Source organism: Prevotella sp. AM34-19LB (genome assembly GCF_003468525.1).
In the GTDB taxonomy this organism is placed as follows: domain Bacteria; phylum Bacteroidota; class Bacteroidia; order Bacteroidales; family Bacteroidaceae; genus Prevotella.
In genome coordinates, this window is the sequence record NZ_QSIG01000053.1 from 1 (window position 1) to 19,553 (window position 19,553).

At 48.2% G+C, this 19,553-nt stretch carries 18 protein-coding genes and 1 pseudogene; 15 read left to right on the forward strand and 4 right to left on the reverse strand.

Translation table 11 applies throughout. From position 1 onward, the window contains the following. Positions 1 to 198: 198 nt before the first annotated feature. A complete protein-coding gene (locus DW830_RS13035) occupies positions 199 to 1,149 on the reverse strand; it encodes an ATPase (RefSeq protein ID WP_119250203.1) in 951 nt (316 codons plus the stop codon). Positions 1,150 to 1,329: 180 nt separating this feature from the next. Between DW830_RS13035 and kdsA the strand changes: the two genes are divergently transcribed. From kdsA to DW830_RS13055, 4 genes and pseudogenes are all read left to right on the forward strand, one after another. Then, a complete protein-coding gene (gene kdsA / locus DW830_RS13040) occupies positions 1,330 to 2,094 on the forward strand; it encodes a 3-deoxy-8-phosphooctulonate synthase (RefSeq protein ID WP_255415635.1) in 765 nt (254 codons plus the stop codon). A gap of 52 nt (positions 2,095 to 2,146) precedes the next feature. Then, a complete protein-coding gene (locus DW830_RS13045) occupies positions 2,147 to 3,106 on the forward strand; it encodes an SIS domain-containing protein (protein WP_118312439.1) in 960 nt (319 codons plus the stop codon). A 5-nt stretch (positions 3,107 to 3,111) separates the two neighbouring features. Continuing rightward, a pseudogene (locus tag DW830_RS13050) lies at positions 3,112 to 4,382 on the forward strand (phospholipase D-like domain-containing protein). Between the two features lie 24 nt (positions 4,383 to 4,406). Beyond that, entirely contained in the window at positions 4,407 to 5,042 is a 636-nt protein-coding gene (locus tag DW830_RS13055; RefSeq protein ID WP_119250204.1) for a response regulator transcription factor, read from the forward strand. 166 nt (positions 5,043 to 5,208) lie between these two features. Here the strand turns inward: DW830_RS13055 and DW830_RS13060 are convergent, their stop codons facing one another. Next, positions 5,209 to 6,165 carry a LuxR C-terminal-related transcriptional regulator gene (locus DW830_RS13060; RefSeq protein ID WP_119250205.1) on the reverse strand — a complete coding sequence of 319 codons (957 nt, stop codon included), beginning with the start codon at positions 6,163 to 6,165 and terminating at the stop codon, positions 5,209 to 5,211. A 358-nt stretch (positions 6,166 to 6,523) separates the two neighbouring features. On the opposite strand from DW830_RS13060, the gene DW830_RS13065 reads away from it, so the two are divergent. The 8 genes from DW830_RS13065 (at position 6,524) to DW830_RS13100 (ending at position 14,582) form a co-directional block, all read left to right on the forward strand. After that, positions 6,524 to 7,819, forward strand: coding sequence for a hypothetical protein (locus DW830_RS13065; RefSeq protein ID WP_119250206.1), 1,296 nt, complete (start codon positions 6,524 to 6,526; stop codon positions 7,817 to 7,819). Between the two features lie 66 nt (positions 7,820 to 7,885). Further along, a complete protein-coding gene (locus DW830_RS13070) occupies positions 7,886 to 9,214 on the forward strand; it encodes an imelysin family protein (protein WP_119250207.1) in 1,329 nt (442 codons plus the stop codon). Positions 9,215 to 9,337: 123 nt separating this feature from the next. Then, positions 9,338 to 11,122 (forward strand): di-heme oxidoredictase family protein, encoded by a 1,785-nt coding sequence (locus DW830_RS13075; RefSeq protein WP_119250208.1) that lies wholly within the window; start codon positions 9,338 to 9,340, stop codon positions 11,120 to 11,122. Between the two features lie 208 nt (positions 11,123 to 11,330). Next, positions 11,331 to 12,539: a cytochrome c biogenesis protein CcsA gene (ccsA, locus tag DW830_RS13080; RefSeq protein ID WP_119250209.1), complete on the forward strand. Its 1,209-nt coding sequence runs from the start codon at positions 11,331 to 11,333 to the stop codon at positions 12,537 to 12,539. A 115-nt stretch (positions 12,540 to 12,654) separates the two neighbouring features. After that, entirely contained in the window at positions 12,655 to 13,053 is a 399-nt protein-coding gene (locus DW830_RS13085) for a C-GCAxxG-C-C family protein (protein ID WP_119250210.1), read from the forward strand. Between the two features lie 6 nt (positions 13,054 to 13,059). Then, positions 13,060 to 13,251 (forward strand): 4Fe-4S binding protein, encoded by a 192-nt coding sequence (locus DW830_RS13090; RefSeq protein WP_119250211.1) that lies wholly within the window; start codon positions 13,060 to 13,062, stop codon positions 13,249 to 13,251. Between the two features lie 18 nt (positions 13,252 to 13,269). Beyond that, entirely contained in the window at positions 13,270 to 13,620 is a 351-nt protein-coding gene (locus DW830_RS13095; RefSeq protein ID WP_119250212.1) for a 4Fe-4S binding protein, read from the forward strand. A gap of 35 nt (positions 13,621 to 13,655) precedes the next feature. Then, positions 13,656 to 14,582: a LysR substrate-binding domain-containing protein gene (locus DW830_RS13100; RefSeq protein ID WP_119250213.1), complete on the forward strand. Its 927-nt coding sequence runs from the start codon at positions 13,656 to 13,658 to the stop codon at positions 14,580 to 14,582. A gap of 26 nt (positions 14,583 to 14,608) precedes the next feature. On the opposite strand, the gene DW830_RS13105 is transcribed toward DW830_RS13100, so the two are convergent. Next, complete coding sequence (locus DW830_RS13105) at positions 14,609 to 15,601, reverse strand: PD-(D/E)XK nuclease family transposase (protein ID WP_119250214.1); 993 nt, start codon at positions 15,599 to 15,601, stop codon at positions 14,609 to 14,611. 325 nt (positions 15,602 to 15,926) lie between these two features. Here DW830_RS13105 and trxA point away from each other — a divergent pair, with 325 nt between their 5' ends. The 3 genes from trxA to DW830_RS13120 all read left to right on the forward strand — a co-directional run bounded on the left by trxA (position 15,927) and on the right by DW830_RS13120 (position 18,607). Continuing rightward, positions 15,927 to 16,223, forward strand: coding sequence for a thioredoxin (gene trxA, locus DW830_RS13110; RefSeq protein WP_117692155.1), 297 nt, complete (start codon positions 15,927 to 15,929; stop codon positions 16,221 to 16,223). Positions 16,224 to 16,402: 179 nt separating this feature from the next. Continuing rightward, entirely contained in the window at positions 16,403 to 18,046 is a 1,644-nt protein-coding gene (gene hcp / locus DW830_RS13115; RefSeq protein WP_119250215.1) for a hydroxylamine reductase, read from the forward strand. Positions 18,047 to 18,079: 33 nt separating this feature from the next. After that, a complete protein-coding gene (locus DW830_RS13120) occupies positions 18,080 to 18,607 on the forward strand; it encodes a hemerythrin domain-containing protein (protein ID WP_119250216.1) in 528 nt (175 codons plus the stop codon). Between the two features lie 98 nt (positions 18,608 to 18,705). On the opposite strand, the gene DW830_RS13125 is transcribed toward DW830_RS13120, so the two are convergent. Next, on the reverse strand, positions 18,706 to 19,553 hold an 848-nt coding region (locus DW830_RS13125; RefSeq protein WP_119250217.1), incomplete at its 5' end, for a PD-(D/E)XK nuclease family transposase.

Below are 19,553 nucleotides of genomic sequence, written 5' to 3' on the forward strand. Positions count from 1 at the left end.
GGCATCGCCCTGGGTATTTGTGGATGTAAACTTGTCGCCCTGAAAGGCAAAGCTTCAATTTCAAAGCTTTTGCCCTTTCAGGGCGACTTGTTTTTTTGCAAACATTACCCAGGCGATGCCCTGGCTAGGAGCTTTTGGGCTTTCAGCCCGTCCTCGGCTGCCATTATCTAGACTTATGACACACCCTCACTTCATCATTTATTTCGCATGAAAGGCAATCAGACCTTCCATCGGAGCACGCATGATCTTGACAATATGAAGATGATGCTCATCCTCCATCACATTTCTCAGGGGAGCTTCAAAATAATGAGCGATGCTTCCCACGAACCCTATCATCGGAATCCCCTCTCCCAAAGAAGAATCCCAGGCTTTCACGCCAGGTTCCAACTGCGAGATATCCTCCTGACTGGCTTTTACATACTGGATATAAGGTATGAGATTGTTCTCGTAAAAAGCATGGAAGTTACTCAATACCACCCGATACAGTGCCATCGCCTCATTCAGTTTATCACTGCCGTTCTCATATTTCTCTCCCTCTGCTATCTGCTCAGAAATAAAAGGACAGATGGAAGCCAGAAAACGGTTTGCCAACGGTTCACGATACACCTTGTTGATGATACCGGGATAATCCAGTCCTGACCACTCCAGAAACCTCTTCTTGATAGCCGAAGGCAGACTGCCCTTGAAGATACCATTCAGGAAAAGCTTGCCCAAGACGGCACCGCTACCTTCGTCACCCAGAATATACCCCAGAGGCGGCGTATTCATCACAATCTTCGTGCCATCATAGAGGCAACTGTTGGCACCCGTGCCCAGGATGCAGGCGATGCCAGGCTTGTTGCCGAAAAGCGCCCTTGCCGCACCCAGCATATCTCCTTCAGCTTCTACCTTGGCTCCAGGAAAAGCCTGCTGCAAGAGAGAGTTCATCCGGGGCTTCATCGCCTCGGTCACACCGCTGCCATAGAAATACACTTCCTGTGGTGATTCCGGCAAGATGAGTTCCGACTTCAGTATCTGAAGCACTTCGGCATCCTGCATGTGAATCGGATTGATGCCCTGCGTCTTGCAAGTCATCACTACTTGACCTTGTCCGTCTATCAACGACCAGTCGGTCTTGGTGCTGCCACTGTCTGCTATGAGTATGTTCATTGTCGTATTTTTTAAATGCACTGCAAATGTAATGATTTTCGGTGAAATATCGCAAAGAAAAGAAAAAAAAGATACTTCATCAAGCTGATAATCTTAAAAAACGCACATTATTCTTGGGTTTTTCACGATTTATTAATAACTTTGCACGCAAATAGAGATATAATTAAGGAAGAAATAACAATAAATACTATAATTATGGCAACATTCATTGCAGGACCATGCGTCATCGAGTCGATGGAACTACTGGATACAGTAGCTCAGGAACTCGTTCGCATCAACCAGAACTTAGGAACCAACATCATATTCAAGGCATCCTTCGATAAGGCCAACCGAACCAGCATCCACTCTTTCCGTGGTCCTGGTCTGGAGAAAGGTCTGCAGATGCTCAGCGATATCAAGTCGAAATACGGACTTCGCATCACCACCGATATCCACGAGAGCTATCAGGCTGAAGCTGCGGGCAAGGTATGCGATATCCTCCAGATACCAGCCTTCCTCTGCCGCCAGACCGACCTGCTCGTATCGGCTGCCAAGACCGGCAAGATTGTCAACATCAAGAAGGCTCAGTTCCTCAGCGGAAGAGATATGAAGTATCCGGTTGAGAAGGCTTTGGATAGCGGAGCCAGCGAAGTATGGCTCACCGAGCGTGGCAACTGCTTCGGCTACAACAATCTCGTGGTAGATTTCCGCAACATTCCGGATATGAAGGAGATTGTACCTAATGTCATTATGGATTGCACCCACAGCGTACAGCGGCCAAGTGCAGGCGATGGCAAGACCGTGGGCGACCGCAAGTTTGTACCAGCTATGGCAAAGGCAGCCAAGGCATTCGGTGCCACAGGCTACTTCTTCGAGGTGCATCCCGACCCAGACCAGGGCAAGAGTGATGCTGCCAACATGCTGGAATTAGCCAAGTTAGAATCTCTCATCCAGGAACTCCTGTAAGAGAATCTAATCATAAAGTTCAATGTTAAAAATTCAAAGTTCAAAGTAAATCATGGACGATAAGACAATAAGAAGTTATGGTGAACAGGCTCTGAGAGACGAGGCACAGGCCATCCTCGACCAGATCGCCTTATTGGACGATAATTTTGAGAAAGCCGTAGATATGATGTATCATTGCCAGGGCAAGATCATCGTTACGGGTGTGGGCAAGAGCGGACACGTGGGTGCCAAAATTGCAGCAACCCTCGCCTCTACAGGTACACCGGCTTTCTATATCAACCCGCTGGACGTATATCACGGCGACCTCGGTGTGATGACCGACAAGGACGTGGTGCTGGCACTGAGCAACAGTGGTCAGACCGACGAGCTGCTCCGCTTCATCCCGATGGTACTCCACATGAACGTGCCTATCATCTCCATAACGGGCAATCCGAATTCACTGCTGGCAAAATACTCCAACCATCACATCACCGTCAAGGTGAAGAAGGAGGCTTGTCCGCTCAACCTTGCTCCTACCAGCAGTACCACTGCTGCCCTCGCCATGGGCGATGCTCTGGCAATAGCCCTGATGCAGGTGCGCCACTTCAAGCCACGCGACTTTGCCCAGTTCCATCCGGGCGGCGAATTGGGCAAGCGTCTCCTCACCACCGCCGAAGACGTGATGCGCAGCGAAGACATGCCTATCATCCCTAAGGAGATGCATCTGGGCGAGGCCATCATCCATGTGAGCAAGGGTAAGCTCGGACTGGGAATCTCGCTCGATGAAGACCAGCGTGTCATCGGTCTGATTACAGATGGAGATATTCGCCGTGCCATGGAGAAGTGGCAGGCTGAATTCTTCAACAAGACCGTGAGCGACATTATGACCACCACTCCGAAGATGGTGACTCCGAAGACCAAGATTTCGGAGATTCAGCGCATCATGCACAAATACAAGGTACATACGGTACTAGTAGTAGATAAGGATAATCATTTGAAAGGCATCGTAGATCACTATGCATGCATGGTATAATAAAGATGAAAATCAGAGAGATATTATTAGTATTCACGCTATGGCTGGCTAGTTCGCTGTGCAGCGCACAGACCAGCGATTCATTGATAGTCAACCAGCTTCGTGGGAAGGGTGTCAGCTTTTCCCACGACAACTCCGTCACGCTCCTGATGAGCGGACAGGAGAAATTCGATGATATGTTTCAGGCAATCCGTCAGGCTAAGCACAGCGTGCATCTGGAATACTTCAACTTCCGCAACGACAGCATTGCCTCCCTCCTCTTCGACCTCCTTGCCAAGAAGGTGAAGCAGGGTGTCAAGGTAAGAGCCCTCTACGATGGCTTCGGAAATTCATCCAACAACAAGCCACTGAGGAAACGTCATCTCAAGGAAATCCGTGCCAACGGCATCGAAATCTACGAATACAAGCCCCTGAAGTTTCCATGGGTGCATGCCGTTTTCAACCGCGACCACCGCAAGATTGTAGTCATCGACGGACAGATAGCCTATACCGGCGGCATGAACGTTGCCGACTATTATATAAAAGGTACAAAGGTGGTAGGAGAATGGCACGATATGCACTGTCGCATCGACGGCAGCGAGGTGAATACCCTGCAGAAGATCTTCCTCAAGATGTGGAACAAGGTAAGCGGACAGCATATCGACGGCGAGGAGTATTACCGCAAGGAGAAGCAAGACTACCTGGTAGAGAATCTCAAACCCGATACCACCGCCACGGCTTATCGCAAGACGGTGGGCATCATCAATCGTGAGCCGCATATCACGAAGGATATCATCCGCTACTTCTATGTGAATGCCATCAACGATGCCCAGGACAGCATCAAGCTCATCAGTCCCTACTTCACTCTGAGTCCCAAGCTCAAGAAGGCATTGAAGCGGGCGGTGAAAAGAGGCGTCAAGGTAGAGATCATGCTCTCCACCAGGAGCGATATCCCGCTCACCCCCGATTGCGGATTCTATAATGCCCACAAGCTGATGAAGCTGGCTGCCATGTATGGATGTACACGCCGGGCTTCCATCATACCAAGATTATCATGGTAGATGGCAAGTTCTGCACCGTAGGCAGTGCCAACCTCAATGCCCGAAGCCTGCGATGGGATTACGAAGAGAATGCCGTGATTGTGGATTCATGCACTACCCACCAGCTCGACCGTCTCTTCGACAGGGAGAAGAAAGACAGCTTCCTGCTCAACGAGCAGAACTGGCGAGAGTGGCGCACCGGATGGCAAAGATTCAGGGGATGGTTTGCGGCAAAGTTCCTCACCCCATTCCTGTAAACAGATAACGAATATATCAGCAATATGATGAACGAAGAAATGAAAAAAGCAATGGCAGGCAAGGCGATGCCCGAACTCGCCATTGTAGATAACAATACGCTGGCAGCATTGGGACTCAAGGGACTGCTGGAGAGTGCCGTTCCGATGGTAAAGATCAGTATCTTCGGTACATTCGGCGAATTTGAGTCGAATGCGCCCGAACGTTTTATGCACTATTTCGTGTCAATGCAGATTCTTCTGGCTCACCGCAACTTCTTCATTGAAGAGGCGTATCGCCCACATACCATCGTGCTTACCCCCTGCAACGACCTCAACTCGCAGCTGCAGGGATTCCACTGCATCTGCGTCAACGTACCGGAATCAAAGCTCATCCGACAGTTGATCCGTCTGCAACGTTCGGGCCATCCCCACGGCGAATATATCCCGCCGATGGATTCCCCAGAGTCCAAGGAGAAAGTCCTTACAGATAGGGAAATCGAGGTACTCTCGCTTGTGGCACAAGGCAAAATCAACAAGGAGATAGCCGAAAAGCTCTTCATCGGTACCACCACCGTGATTACCCACCGCAAGAATATCCAGGAAAAACTGGGTATCAAGAGCGTTTCTTCGCTCACGATCTATGCCGTGATGCACGGTTATGTGGATATCAACAAGATCTAGCAGCCGGAGAGGCATCCCCCCAAAATGATGATGCCTCCTATTCACATACCTATATATAATGATAGTGCCTTCCCCGCAAGCAGCAGGAAAGGCACTATCATTTTATAAAAAATAACATTTCAAAGAGGGAGTACTGAGTAGTTACAGCCATTTTTTCTAAGCAAAACTAGAGTTTCACCGTAGAAATATCAACCAGATCGTTTACGATGGCATAAATCGTCAGGCCCGCAGGAGAATGAATATGGAGCTTTCGGGCGATGTTTCGGCGATGGGTAATCACCGTGTTCACGGAGATAAAGAGATGGTCGGCTATCTCCTTGTTCGACATACCCTGAACCAGCGCAATGATTACATCCTTCTCTCGGTCGCTCAACTGCTCATCGTTGTTCGGCGCCTGATTGATCATACTCGAAATCTTGGCACTCACATCATTCTGCTTCAGTTTCCGCTCGGCATTTCTCACGGCAGGTATAAAGATTTCTTCCTCCACCTCAGAGTGATGCATAAGCCACTCCTCATTGTTGTAGATATCATAGAGAGTGGCACTGAGCTGGTTGTTGTGCAGTCCATCCGAAGGCAGATACTTGATGATGATGCTCTTCAGCTCTTTCAGTTTCATATCCACCTGCACATGATGCTTCGAGAAGGTTTCAATATCAAAGTTGGTATTGGCATTACCATCTATAAGTGCCTGAACATAAGGAAAAATCATCTTCTCCTCATACTTCATGTGGTTGGTGATGCTGTGGGCATAATCATCATAGAGTTTCAGGATCAGTCGCGCCAGATTATCCGTTTCATCCAGCGCATCCACCAACTCCTTACGGATAAAAGGTAACTGGAAATCTATGTAGTAGGCATGCGATGCCTTGAGATAATGCAACAAGGTGGGCAACGACAACCGGTCAGCATTGTCGTACTCCTTGTAACCATTTATCGTAAAGTTTACCACGGCAAGGAAGGTGTAGGTATCCACGTTCTGCTCATCGCAGACTTCTCTTACCGTCTTGTCGCCGAATCCCAGGTTGATGCCGAAGCTACCCAGGCTCTGCAAGATATTGTAATTGTCTCTAATGATGCTGATCATCTTGTCGTCAGCCTCATACATCTTTTGATTTTTCATCTTGTTCTATCCTTAAATGCAAACATCCTTGTATCAAGAACATTCATCATGTTTTTATTTTGGTTGCAAATATACAAAAAAGTTTCGAAACTCGCAATACCTAGAAATGAGGATGCCGATATTTACCAAAATTTAGGTATTGCAAGATTTTTTAAAACACCGTACCTTTGCACCCGAAATCGAAAAAGAGCGCAGTGATGATTGCCACTTCCGAGCGGCAGAGCTGCGTAATTCCTTATTAAGCTACAGGGCTTTAAGGAGATACTAGGTCTCTAAAGTATCGAGACCGCAAACAGACATCTGCGCTCTTTTCTTTTTTATCAAGGATAATGATAACAATAAATTCAAAATAATAAAGATGAACAGTTTAAGAATTGGATTAATGTCAGCTGCCCTGGTTGCCGGTTTGGCAAGTGCCAATGCACAAGTTGCAGCTGCTGATAGCGTAATGCAGCACGCTAAGGGTAACAAACTCAGTGTCGGTGGCTATGGTGAAGTTGCCATGAGCCGCAACTTCTATAGCGATGCTGGCAAACGCTACTCTAACGCTACTGCTTATAAGAACGCTCCCGACCACGGACGTTTCGACATTCCACACGCAGTCATCTACTTAGGTTACGACTTTGGAAAGGGATGGACCATGGGTACTGAGATTGAGTTTGAACACGGAGGTACCGGACAGTCTATCGAATACGAGGCTGAAGAAGCCATCGAGTACGAACAGGAAGTGGAGAAAGGTGGCGAGGTGGAACTGGAACAGTTCTGGATTCAGAAGTCATTCGGCAAGGCTGCCAACATCAAGATGGGTCACATCGTGGTACCTGTGGGTCTGACCAATGCCTATCATGAACCATTAAATTTCTTTACTGTTTATCGTCCGGAAGGCGAAAACACCATTCTTCCCTGCACCTGGCACCAGACCGGTATCAGTTTCTGGGGAAAGAGCGGCAAGTTCCGCTACGAGGCACAGTTCCTGGCTGGCTTGAATGCCTATCGTTTCAGTCGCAGCAACTGGATTCAGGGCGGTGCCAAGAGTCCATACGAGTTTGAAGTAGCCAATAGATATGCCGTGGCAGCCCGTGTAGATAATTACAGCATTCCGGGACTGCGCATCGGATTGAGCGGCTACTATGGCAAGGCGATGGGCAACACGACCCCACAGGATACCCAGCACAAGAATATCAAGGGAAATGTATATGTGGGTGCCTTCGACTTCACCTACAACAAGTACAACTGGAAGATTAGAGGCAACGTGGATTACGGCTATGTAAGCGATGCCACTGCCATCACCAGCATCGTATATCCCGGTACGGCGAATGTGAAGCCTAACGAATCGGGCAGCGGCAAATACTTCGGCAGTCATGCCATCGCCACCATGGTGGAAGCTGGCTACGATGTCTTCTCCCAGATTTCCAAGCTCCGCGAAGACAAGCAGAAGCTGTATGTGTTCGGTCATTTCGAATATTACGATTCATCCGTACACAACACCACCGCCAAGTGGACCAACCGCAAGATTGTGGCAGCAGGTATCAACTACTTCCCTCTCCCACGGATTTGTGTGAAGGCAGAGTACAACCAGCGCATCTTCCACTCTAAGTACAACAATGAGCCAGCCGTGAACATCGGCATCGCTTATCAGGGCTTCTTCCTATAAATCAGTGGGATGCAGCCGCATCATAGATTATAATTATCACATTCAAACATAAAAAAACAAAGAAAAATGAAAAAGATTTTCCAGAAGGCATTTTTGTTCGTAGCAACAATGACTTTATCTTTGGGTTTCGCTTCATGTAGCGATGATGATGACCCAGTAACAGAGGGTAACGTAGTTCCAGCAACAGAATTATCGGCTGTTGCCAACACTTATGTAAACGACATCGTTAATCCAACCTACAAGGATTTGAGAAACAATGCCAAAGTTTTGAAGGATGCATGCGACAAGGCTTACGCCAACGCCAAGGCTGGCAACTTGAGCGATGCTGATATCACCGCTGCCTGTGAGGCTTTCAAGAACGCACGTCGTGAGTGGGAGCGCAGCGAGGCTTTCCTCTATGGTGCAGCCGCCAACAACGAGATTGACCCACACATCGACTCATGGCCACTCGACCACGACCAGATGGTATCAGCACTTAACAATCAGGACATCATCGCCGGTATCAATGGTGAAAACCCATCTAAGTTCATCTATACAGAGAACAAGCACTTCGACTCAGTGATTGGTTTCCACGGATTGGAGTTCGTACTCTTCCGTGAAGGTAAAGAACGTACTGCTGCTATGCTGAATGCCAACGAGACAGAAAAAGGCATGACATCAGTGAAGGGTATTGATGAGTTGGCATTTGCTGCCGCTGTAGCTGGTGATATCTACAACATGACTTCACTCCTCCAGTATGGTTGGAATGGTGATGCTACCCTCGGTTCTTGGTTGACAAGCAACTGCAAGTGGGTGGTTGACGGTCTTGCTGGTTTGAAGGAGAGTGCTGGTGCTCTTTCTTCTGCAGGTATCGGTTACGGTCAGTTCTTCCTCAATGCCACAGGCGAGAAGGCTTGGTTCCCTACATGGCAGGAGACCTTGGAGAATGTATTTGTAGGTGGTTGCTCAAGCATCTGTCAGGAGGTTTACACCCAGAAGTTGGGTCAGGCTTACCGTGTAGCTACCGGTCAGGGCGGTACAACAGAGGATGGAGAAGCTGAGTCTAAAGACTACATCGAGTCTCCATACAGCAAGCGTTCATTCATCGACTACCAGGACAACATCTACTCTATCAAGAACTCCCTCTATGGTACACGTGATGTAAATGCCACCACTCCTGAGGCTAATTCTTTGATGACCATCATGAAGAAGTACAACTACAGTGGCTACAGCGCATTGAACACAGCGCTTGACGAGGCAATTGCTTCATTGGAGTCTGCCAAGAAGAGCGGCACCGCTTTCGTTGATAATCCTGCTCACGCTCAGGTAAAGACTTGCATCGACAAGATCAACACCCTGGATGACGAGTTGAACAATGCAGGTAAGTGGTTCCGCAATTTGAAGGTTTCTAAGTAATCTATCCATTACAGCAGAAACAACAAAATAAAGGATAAAGGATAACGTAGCTTTGCTTTCTTCAATAGAAGCGAAGCTACGTCATTTGGGTTAAAATATAATATATTACAAAGAAAATACATTATGAATAAGAATTTTAAGAATTACGCCTACATGTCGTTCGCCATGGCTCTGGCAATGACAATGGCCAGCTGTTCTGATGACGACAACAAAGTAGAGATTCAGGAAACTGATGCCGCTTACGTAGGCAAGGAAGTGGGTAACTTTTCTGCGGATGAGTGGTATCCAGGTGGTGAGTTGGGTACAACAGATAACACGAATTCCAACTGCTACTCAGACCAGACACCAGCCGTTGACAACGACCCAGAACTCTTCAAGCAGTTCTTTATCGGCGAGCAGATGTTCGAGCGCCAGTACACCTGGAACACCGGTGCATTCAAGGGCTTAGGTCCTGCTTCTGTCCGCTCTTCCTGCATCGACTGTCACCCAGAGTATGGTCATGGCAAGCGCAAGGCACAGTATGAAACCCGCTATGGTAATGGCAACGGCTATCTGCTCGTAATCTATCATCCTAAAGCTGATAGTCCTAACGATGGTGGCTATATCACCGAGGTAACCGGTATGCCTCAGACTCAGGCTCAGTCTCCATTCCTCCCTCCTGTCGATGAGAGCAAGATCAATATGAGCTGGCTGCACATTGCCAAGATGGAGACCGATGAGATTCCTGCCATGCAGTTCCCTGATGGCGAGAAGTTTGATCTGATTTATCCAGAGATTACTATTCCTCAGTCGGCATTCAGAACCGATCCTGTTCCTAGCAACTATGCTGTTCGCCTGGAATCTACCATCGGTATCGGCGGTACAGGTCTCATCGATGCCATCCCTAGCGAGGACATCGTAGCTCAATATAAGTCGGAGGCTTCTTATTTCAAGAAAGAAGGCAAGGATGTAAGCGAATACATCAACCCAAGTATGTTTGATGCCAACACTATGGAGATGACTGCCGGTGCCTATTATACCAGCTTCGGCAGAGACAGTAAGTATGCTACGGGTGGTGTGCATGCAGATGGCACAGCATTCGATCCTAACACCACCGACGGCAACAAGAAGCTCATCAAGCGCTTCACTTATGCCCTGACCCGTGGTAGCTTGCAGGATGGACCTGGTGCCAACGCCATCTGGAACATCACCAATGTAACCCGCAAGGACCGTCCTTGTCTCTACACCACCACTCCTTGGGCTAAGGCGATGTCAGAGAATGCGGACGTGATTGCAGCCATCAAGAAGGATCCTACTTCTCCTTATTATGCTGATGGTACCGACAAGGGCATCAAGGAAGCAGTGGCAAACCTGTTGGATCCAAAGACCAACCAGTTTGACAACAAGTACTACATCTTCAAGCCAGAGCAGAGCATGGACGATTTCTATGCCTTCATGGTATGGCACCGTGGTCTTGCCGTGCCTCGTGCCCGCAACCTGAACGATCCTCAGGTACAGGAGGGTAAGAAGCTCTTCATGAGTTGGGGATGCGCCAGCTGTCACAAGCCAACATGGAAGACTGGCGATGACAACTACGTAACATCCAAGTATCTCGCAGACAAGAAGTTGCCTCGTTATCAGAACCAGACCATCCATCCATATTCTGACTTCGTTCAGCACAAGCTCTATATGATGAACGACATCCACGGATCATGGTGCCGCACCACTCCACTCTGGGGTCGTGGCTTGAGCTATCTGAACACAGGTGCAGAAGACCGCTTGCACGACTGTCGTGCCCGCAACGAGGTGGAAGCAATCATGTGGCACTGCTACAGCAAGAAGAGTCATGCCTATCATTCAGCCATGAACTTCTACAAGGCACCTAAGAGTGAGCGTGATGCAGTGGTTAAGTTCCTGCGTTCTATCTAACACATATAGTGCATCTTATCATTCAAGAATATCAGGCAGCCAGGTACCCTATCCAGATACCTGGCTGCTTTTAAATATATGAATAAAAAATCTGGATAAGTTTGCTTATCTCAAAATTATATCGTAATTTTGCAGCAAGATAGAACAAGATGACACTAGATGATGCAAAATTACGCAAGATTACACTAGAAAGATTTCGTAACGAACAATGATAAAAAAGATATTATTCATCCTCTACATACTGATTCTCGTATGCATGGCTGCAGCCAGCATCGTGGAGAAACTAGAAGGTACGGATTATGCCCATGCCCACTATTATGGAACCTGGTGGTTTATCCTGATTTGGGCAGCACTAACCGCCCTGGGCATTTTCTATATCATCCAGCGTAAGGTGAAAGCTGTTTCTACCTGGGCGCTTCATCTTTCCTTCGTCATCATCCTCGCAGGTGCCTTCATCACGCATATCAACGGCAAGCAGGGAATGATGCATCTTCGCATCGGAGAACCTTCGGATATTTATTTTTCCAACAATCCTGGAGAAGGTATCAAGCAGAGAAAACTGCCTTTCACCCTGAGTCTCCAGAAGTTTGACATCCATCTGTATGAGGGTACGGATGTCGTCAGGGATTATTCCTCGCAATTCAGAGTAACAGATCATTACGAGATGGAGGAGGCGAAGGTTTCGCTCAATAGGATCTATACCCACGGCTCCTACCGGTTCTATCAGGCATCGTATGATGAGGATGGGATGGGAAGTGTTCTTGCCATCAATTCCGACCCATTCGGTATTCCGGTAACGTATTGTGGCTATTTTCTGCTTTTCGTTTCGCTGGTTTGGATACTCTTCGACAAAAAAGGTGGCTACAGGAAGTTGCTCCAACGCTCCTGGCAGCAGTTCCGGAGTCTTCTGATGGTCGTGTTCAGTCTTGTTGGCATAGGATTCATCTTCCTGATTTATCATTTCAGCCACATCGATTTTTCTACTGGTGAGCGTGCACCGATATTAAACAGCCCTTATTTCTGCGTACATGTCAGTGTCATCATGATGAGTTACGTACTTCTGATACTCACCTGGCTTTGTGGTATTCTGGGCATCTGCTGGCGTTCCCGTCGTGAGCGGATGCAGGCGTTGAGCCGTCTCTTCCTCTACCCAGCACTCACCACGATGGGATTCGGCATCTTCATCGGAGCCATCTGGGCAAATGTCAGTTGGGGCACGTATTGGAGTTGGGACAGCAAGGAGACGTGGGCACTCATCACCTTCATGATATATGCCGTAGTGGTGCATACGCAGAGTCTGCCTGTTTTCCGCAAGCCGCTGGTGTATCACATCTACGTCACCCTTGCCTTCCTGAGCATCGCCATGACGTACTTCGGCGTCAACTTCTTCCTCACGGGCATGCACTCGTATGCATAGCCCGTCGGAAAGCAGAACACAATAGATAGATTCTATAATATAATAGCCATAATCTTTCGTTTATCTATTATAAAAGCCGTATCTTTGCAGCAAAATTCAAATAAACAAGATAAATATGGAAACAAGAAAAGAAATTGCAGCAGAGAAGAAGCGTTGTGGGTCTCACAACTGTACCCAGGCAGTGGTTTGTACCTATCATGACTATACTGGTATGGACGAAGAGACACTCAAGAATGTAGGCAATGCCTTCGCTGCAGGAATGGGAAACATGGAAGGAACCTGCGGTGCCCTCGTAGGAGCAGGAGTGGTATTAGGCCTTGCAACAAAGGATAAGGCTAAGTCTGTCAAGGCGATGCGACAGATTATGACCCAATTCCAGCAGCGTAATGGGGCTACCCAGTGCAAGCTTCTCAAAGGTGTAGGCACAGGTAAGATACTCAGAGAATGCCCGCTCTGCGTAGCCGATGCGGCAGAATTCCTGGAAGGACAATTGGAAAAACTAACCAATCAATAAAAGCAGATGGCAAAATACAAGGCGCAAAGCGAGCACGACCGCTGCGTGGCATGTGGTGTTTGCGTAAAAGTATGTCCCAGAGATGCCATCAGCATCTACCGGGGATGTTATGCAGTAGTGAATGAGGATCTGTGCATAGGTTGCGGCATCTGTGAAAGGAATTGTCCGGCAGGAGTCATGCACAAGGTATTGAGATAACAGATAAAAAGCATTTTTATGGCAAGACAAAAAAGCAAGAAGTGGAGTGATTATCTGTGGCTGGTATCTGCCACCTATTTCACTCTTGGATTCTTCAACATCGTGTTTGCATGGCTGGGAGTCATCTGTTTTATGATTCCGCTGTTCATGGCTGTTTTCGGATGGAGCTTTGATGTTCCCTGGCACTGGGCATATCCTGTAGAGATAGAACCCTGGAAGGCTCAATTTGCCTTCGGTCTCTATGGCATCATGCTCACCTCGCTGATAGTGGGTGTGCTACTCACCATCTTCTATCGTCCTAGAACCTGGTGTGTTTTCTGTCCGATGGGCAACATGACTCAACTCATCTGCAAACTCAAAGCAAGATAAGCCCTGTACTTGGCTGATATAAATAGAATAGCGATATGAATTTACAGCAACTGAAATATATTGTGGCACTCAACCGCTTTCGCAATTTTGCGAGAGCGGCAGAGGCTTGCCAGGTTTCGCAGCCCACGCTCAGTGCCATGCTTGTGAAACTGGAGGAAGAACTGGATACCCGTATCTTCGAAAGAAACAACAAGACCGTATCTCCCACTGCATCAGGCAAGAAGATTATCCGTCAGGCAGAAACGGCATTGCAGGAGATAGAACGCATCTCGGAAATCGTGATGGAAGATAAGGGAGAGATAGGCGGAAGACTGTCGCTCGCCGTGGGTCCAACCATTGCCCCCTACATCCTGCCCAAGTTCATCAGACACTATCGGGAAAACTATCCATCGGTGGATCTCAACATTCAGGAACTGAAGGCTGATTTCATGCTCGATTCCCTGCTTCGTGGTGAGACGGATGCCGGCATAGCCATCTCCGACAATATCCGTGAAGGCATTCTGGAGATACCGATCTACACGGAGAAGTTCTATGTGTATCTTGCCGAGAGCTGCTGGCGCAAGCTCCCTGTTTTCAAGCCAGAGAATCTGGAGTATGAGAATATGTGGATTATGAAGGAGGCACAGTGTCTGCGCAACAGTGCCTTTTCGTTCTGCAAGGCGCGCAGCAAGGGTCATCATATCTATGAGGCAGGCAGCATCGAGACCCTGATAAGGATAGTGGATGAGAATGGTGGCTTCACCATCATTCCTGAGATGCACCTCCCCTTCCTGAGTGAGGAGCAGAAGAGGAATGTAAGAAAGATAGAAGGAGATTATCTGTCGCAGCGGCGCATATCGCTCTATATCAGGGAGGATTACATCCGTGAGCGGATGCTGAACACCCTAGTCGATACCCTCAAGATATTCATTCCAGAGGAGATGATGGGAGAAGGCATCAGGAAATACGGCATCAAGCTGTAATCTCCCTATTAATATTTCAAAACCAGCTACAAATTCTTAATTTCCTCTAATGTCAACTGAGTTGCCTCAGCAACTTTATCAGCAGACAAGCCCATTGCAAGTAGGCGACGGGCTGTAGCCTTCTTCTCATCTTTGGCTCCCTCGGCACGACCCTCGACACGTCCTTCAGCTCGTCCTTCAGCTCGTCCCTCAGCTCGTCCCTCAGCTCGTCCTTCTTCTCGTCCTTCTTCTCGACCATCGGCAAGACCTTTCTGCCAGCCATCATCATACCCCGTCTTGATAACGCTGCGCTGATAGCGCAGATTCTCCATGTGACGGACATAGTCGTTCTTTTCCGCTACGGTCAACTTATCTATGTCCAGGCATTTGCGGGCATCAGCCAAACCTGGAGCCTGGGCAGCCTCGCTGATCTCGCCAGTCTTGAGAAACTCGATCCATTCATCCAGATTGTTCACCGCCAGCTTATCAAAGTTGTTCACGCAGAGCAGATAATACTCCGGGAATATGTCTCCGGCTTCGCGATTAGTCTTGCGACCCTGAGGGATTTCATCACCGAAAAAGAGTTCACTCTGTCGGTTGGAGAGTTTCAGGATATCATTCGGCTGATGCAGTCCTTGGAACATCGTCTTGCCATGATATACATAATCCTTGGCCTGTCCCAATGTGAAATACACGATATTGATGGAATATACCTTGCGCACCTTGTCGTAATCATCGCCCAGACTGATATTATCTGTGATTACCTTGGAAACTCCATAGAGCATACGGTGGAAATAGGTATGTTCCCGGGTATTCTGTATCTCGAAGATGATGAATTCTCCCTTCTCATCCTCTGCCAGGATATCCACTCTGTTGAATTTATCATTCTCGGTCTGCTGATTGCTCTCACTATCCAGGAATCGGTTGATCTTGAATTTCTCGTTCAGCAGCGAACACATAAAGCCTTCCAGCACGGCATAGTTTGCCTTGTTGCGAAGCAGGCGCTTCATCGCCCAGTCAAATCTGATATAATTTGCCATATTCTTCCTCCATCTATTAATTTTCAGCTGCAAAGTTACGACTTTATTTTAAGACACCAAAGCTTTTCCTCTGATTTTCTTGCGTAACTAGAATAAAAACTTATCTTTAGAGCGCTATCATATCCCCAGAATATAAAGAGGTTAGGACATTTTTTGACGGCGGATTGCAAATCAGCCGGAACGCCTAACGGAGGAAAGACATATCCGGCGCTACGTCAATAGACTTCATCTATCGCCACATAGACTGAATGATTTGGTGGAATGCCGGATTCTTCTTATCTTTGCACCGATAAAAACAAGTAATAACTTTTAAATATCAATAATGATGGAAAAATTCAATGAAATGATTAACGGCGAACAGCTGACATTGGTAGATTTCTTCGCTACCTGGTGCGGACCTTGCAAGATGATGCACCCTATCCTGGAACAGCTGAAGGAGAAGATGGGCGATGACATCAGAATCCTGAAAGTAGATGTAGACAAGAACGAGGCACTGTCCATGCAGTACCGCATTCAGTCGGTCCCTACCCTCATGCTCTTCAAAAAGGGAGAAATGCTCTGGCGACAGAGCGGAGCCATGAGCCTGAATGATTTGATGCAGAAAATTTCGCAGCTGCAATAATAGCCCTGCTGAAAACGAAATCCATTCCCCCACACTCTTTTTATGTTTTTTTAATATCCTACGGTCACAATTGTTACCGTAGGATTATTTTTAAAGCCGTAATTTTGCAGCCGGAAACCAGGAATGGCAGATTGCCGCCTGGAAGAAAACATTAAAATAACTCATTAATTTATAGCAATATGACAGAAAACAAGATGTTCTGTTTCCAGTGTCAGGAAACAGCTAAGGGTACAGGCTGTACCATCAAGGGTGTTTGCGGTAAGGAGGCTACAACTTCCAAGTGGCAGGATCTGCTGCTCAGCGTGGTTCGTGGCATAGGAACCATACAGCATAGCATAGGCGAAGAGCCGACACCAGAGGTAACCCGTTTCCTCACGGATGCACTCTTCACCACCATCACCAACGCCAACTTCAACGACCAGGATATCCTGCAAAAGGTAGATAAGGGCATCGTACTGAAGAAACTGCTGCTGGAAAAGGCGGCAAGCATGAATATCCACCTCCCTGCTTATCAGGAGGTAACCTGGGGTGGCGAGAAGACAGACTATGAGGCAGAGGGCGCCCGTGAATCCGTGCTCCGCCACGAGAATCCAGATATCCGCTCGCTCAAGGAACTCACCATGCTCGGCTTGAAGGGTATGGCGGCATACTACGAGCACGCAGCCCATCTGGGAGAAGAGAACAGCGAAATCATCAGCTTCATCTGCCGTGCACTCGCCACCATCAGCAACCCTGATGCTGATATGAACACGCTGCTGGGCGTGGTACTCGAAACAGGAAAGTACGGAGTGGATGTGATGGCACTCCTCGACAAGGCCAACACCCAGGCATACGGCAATCCGGAACTCACCCGGGTGAACATCGGCACAGGCAGCAATCCGGGCATCCTCATCTCCGGTCACGACCTGAAGGATATCGAAGATCTCCTCATCCAGACCGAAGGCACGGGCATCGACGTCTATACCCATGGCGAGATGCTTCCTGCCCACTACTATCCGCAGCTCAAGAAGTACAAGCATCTGGTGGGCAACTACGGCAATGCGTGGTGGAAACAGAAGGAGGAATTCGAGAGCTTCAACGGTCCTGTAGTCTTCACCACCAACTGCATCGTACCGCCATCGCCATCGGCAGGCTACAGGAACCGCGTCTTCACCACCAACTCTACCGGTTTCCCTGGCTGGAAGCATATCCAGGCGGGTGCCGACGGCCACAAGGACTTCTCCGAGGTGATTGCGCTTGCCAAGACCTGCCAGCCACCTAGGGAGATAGAGACAGGCGAGATCATCGGCGGTTTTGCGCATGCCCAGGTCTTTGCCCTGGCAGACAAGATAGTAGAGGCAGTGAAAAGCGGAGCCATCCGCAAGTTTGTGGTGATGAGTGGCTGCGATGGCAGAATGAAGAGCCGCAACTACTACGAGGAGTTTGCCAAAGCGCTGCCTCAGGATGTAGTGATACTCACCAGCGGCTGTGCCAAGTTCAAGTACAACAAGCTCAATCTGGGCGACATCAACGGCATTCCTCGTGTGCTGGATGCCGGTCAGTGCAACGACTCCTATTCCTGGGCGGTTGTGGCATTGAAGCTGAAGGAGATCTTTGGAGCCAGCGACATCAACGAACTTCCTATCTTCTTCAATATTGCCTGGTACGAGCAGAAGGCAGTCATCGTACTTCTTGCCCTGCTGCATCTGGGCGTAAAGAACATCCATCTGGGTCCTACGCTCCCAGCCTTCTGTTCACCAGCCGTACTGAAGGTACTGGTAGATACCTTTGGCATTGCCGGAAACGGAACGGTAGAAGAGGACATCAAAAAATATATAGGATAAAAGGAATTTAATAATTTTATATTACAACAGGATATGAGAGCATCAAAATATCAATTCGAGGAGTGGCCAACCGATCTGCTGATCGATTATGCCCTCAAGATTCATCACCGTGGAATCCGTGAGAAGGGTCCGGAAATCCTCAGTCTCATCCACTCGATGATGGGTGAGAATCAGTTAATGGCAGAAATAGAGAGTCTCTTCAGCGAGTGCATGCTTGACCTGGAGAACCATCTGCAGAAGGAAGAGCAGGTTCTCTTTCCGTTCACCTATCAACTGATGGAATCGCAGCTTACGGGTCAGCCTGCAGCGCCGATACATTGCGGCTCTGTAGCCATGCCTATTCACGTGATGATACTGGAACATGATAATGAGACCAAGCGCCAGCAGCGCCTCAGAAAGCTCACAAACAACTACAACCCGGCAGCTGATGCCAGCGGAGATTATAAGTTGCTACTGAGTCTGCTGAAGAATTTCGCAGAAGATCTGAACGAGCATGTCTATATAGAGAATGAGATCATCTTCCCTCGCAGTCAGCTGCTGGAACAGCAGCTACTGAGTTAAGGGAGAATTTGCAGCCGTTAGACAACGTCCATGCCGAGCATACAACAATAAAGGGAGATTTCTTGGCGAAATCTCCCTTTATCTATTGCTAAAAGCAGCTATAATTTCTTGATTTCATCTAATGACAACTGGGTTGCTGCTGCCACTTGCTCGGCAGACAAGCCCATTGCAAGAAGACGACGGGCTGTGGCCTTCTTCTCATCTTGGGCTCCTTCGGCACGACCTTCTTCTCGTCCTTCAGCACGACCTTCTTCTCGTCCTTCAGCACGACCTTCTTCCCGACCATCGGCAAGACCTTTCTGCCAGCCATCATCATACCCCGTCTTGATAACGCTGCGCTGATAGCGCAGATTCTCCATGTGACGGACATAATCATTCTTTTCCGCTACGGTCAACTTATCTATGTCCAGGCATTTGCGGGCATCTGCCAAACCTGGGGCCTGGGCTGCCTCGCTGATCTCGCCGGTCTTGAGAAACTCGATCCATTCATCCAGATTGTTCACCGCCAGCTTATCGAAGTTGTTCACGCAGAGCAGATAATACTCCGGGAATATGTCTCCGGCTTCGCGATTAGTCTTGCGACCTTGAGGGATTTCATCACCGAAGAAGAGTTCACTCTGTCGGTTAGAGAGTTTCAGGATATCATTCGGCTGATGCAGTCCTTGGAACATCGTCTTGCCATGATATACATAATCCTTAGCCTGTCCCAATGTGAAATACACGATATTGATGGAATATACCTTGCGCACCTTGTCGTAATCATCGCCCAGACTGATATTATCTGTGATGACCTTGGAAACTCCATAGAGCATACGGTGGAAATAGGTATGTTCCCGAGTATTCTGTATCTCGAAGATGATGAATTCTCCCTTCTCATCCTCTGCCAGGATATCCACTCTGTTGAATTTATCATTCTCGGTCTGCTGATTGCTCTCACTATCCAGGA